Source organism: Bacillus sp. P4_D3 (assembly GCF_056401855.1).
Genome location: NZ_JBFUIN010001248.1, coordinates 1 through 616, shown reverse-complemented (window position 1 = coordinate 616; position 616 = coordinate 1). Strand labels below are relative to the sequence as shown.

1 protein-coding gene and 1 pseudogene are annotated in these 616 nt (G+C 32.1%); both read left to right on the top strand.

The window, feature by feature from the left end; all coding sequences use genetic code 11:
- A partial coding sequence (locus AC1DTM_RS30605; RefSeq protein WP_477001719.1) for a cytoplasmic protein occupies window positions 1-340 on the top strand: 340 nt, incomplete at its 5' end.
- A 1-nt stretch (window position 341) separates the two neighbouring features.
- Window positions 342-616: pseudogene (locus AC1DTM_RS30600) on the top strand (flagellar hook-length control protein FliK); the annotation flags it as partial.

The window sequence follows — 616 nt, the reverse complement described above, 5'->3', positions numbered from 1 at the left end:
GTACGAACTAACAGCTGAAAAAAGAAAAATAGAACAAAAAAAAGAATATGATCTGTATGTTGTGAAATCACGTAGTAAAGTCGTACAAACTGGGCAACGTATTATGGCTGGTATGCTGTCTTCACATACATTTTCACCTGAAAGAATAGAAGAATGGAATCGGAAAATTAAAAAAACAGAAGGTTTTATTCAAAAAAATGAAAGCCTTTTAGAGAAAATAAAAGAAAAAGAACGTGTCATTGATGAAATGTATCAAGAAGATTGTAAGAAGCTTGCGAAAGTAAAAGAAAAGTTAGAAGAAAAAATGCTTCTTGATTTAAAAATGTGTATGAACGGATGAGGTGGATGTAGTGATACAATTTGTATTACCGGTGCAACAGAGTTTACCTCCGCAAAAAGAAAAAGGGCTAGAAATACAATCAAAAAATGAAAATTCTTCATTTGATAATACAATGAGAATTGAAAATAAAAAACAGCCGAAAACGGAGAAACCGAAACGAGCAGAAGCACCAGAAGAAGAGAAGAAAGAATATCTTCTCGCAAAAAAAACGGTAACGAAAGAAGAGCCGATTGTAAAGAAAGAAGAAAAAAAAGAGACAGAACAATTATTACTAGC